The 529-nt window shown below is 67.9% G+C and carries 1 protein-coding gene and 1 pseudogene; one reads left to right on the top strand and one right to left on the bottom strand.

Going from position 1 to position 529, the window contains the following annotated elements:
• The first annotated feature begins 2 nt into the window (after positions 1 to 2).
• A complete protein-coding gene (locus A9W96_RS00020; RefSeq protein ID WP_067137206.1) occupies positions 3 to 344 on the top strand; it encodes a Fur family transcriptional regulator in 342 nt (113 codons plus the stop codon).
• Positions 345 to 363: 19 nt separating this feature from the next.
• Here A9W96_RS00020 and A9W96_RS29950 read toward each other — a convergent pair.
• Positions 364 to 527: pseudogene (locus A9W96_RS29950) on the bottom strand (transcriptional repressor); the annotation flags it as partial.
• Positions 528 to 529 lie beyond the last annotated feature (2 nt).

The raw sequence follows: 529 nt of genomic DNA, 5'->3' as shown, positions 1-529 counted from the left end.
TGCTGGAGACGCTCGACGAGTTCCGCTCGGCCCAAGAGCTGCACGACGAGCTGCGCCGGCGGGGCGAGAACATCGGCCTGACGACCGTTTACCGGACCCTGCAGTCGATGGCCGCGGCCGGGATGATCGACACGCTGCGCACCGACACCGGCGAATCGGTCTACCGCCGATGTTCGGAGCACCACCACCACCATTTGGTCTGCCGCAGTTGCGGCGCCACCATCGAGGTGGGCGATCACGAGGTCGAACAGTGGGCCAGCGAAGTGGCTGCCAAGCATGGCTTCTCCGACGTCAGCCACACGATCGAGATCTTCGGCACCTGCTCGGATTGCGGGGGCCGGTAACCGGTTACGCCGTCAGCGCCCGACGTATCTCGGCGCCGGTGTCGGTGCGCAGCGTGTCGATCATCCCGGCCGCGGCCATCGACTGCAGGGTCCGGTAAACGGTCGTCAGGCCGATGTTCTCGCCCCGCCGGGGCGCTGGGCGTCCAGCTCGTGGGCCGAGCGGAACTCGTCGAGCGTCTCCAGCA

The sequence above is a fragment of the Mycobacterium sp. 1245852.3 genome (assembly GCF_001669335.1).
GTDB classification, from domain to species: domain Bacteria; phylum Actinomycetota; class Actinomycetes; order Mycobacteriales; family Mycobacteriaceae; genus Mycobacterium; species Mycobacterium europaeum_A.
The sequence above is the reverse complement of the archived record's forward strand: the minus strand, read 5'-3'. Positions and strand labels throughout refer to the sequence as shown.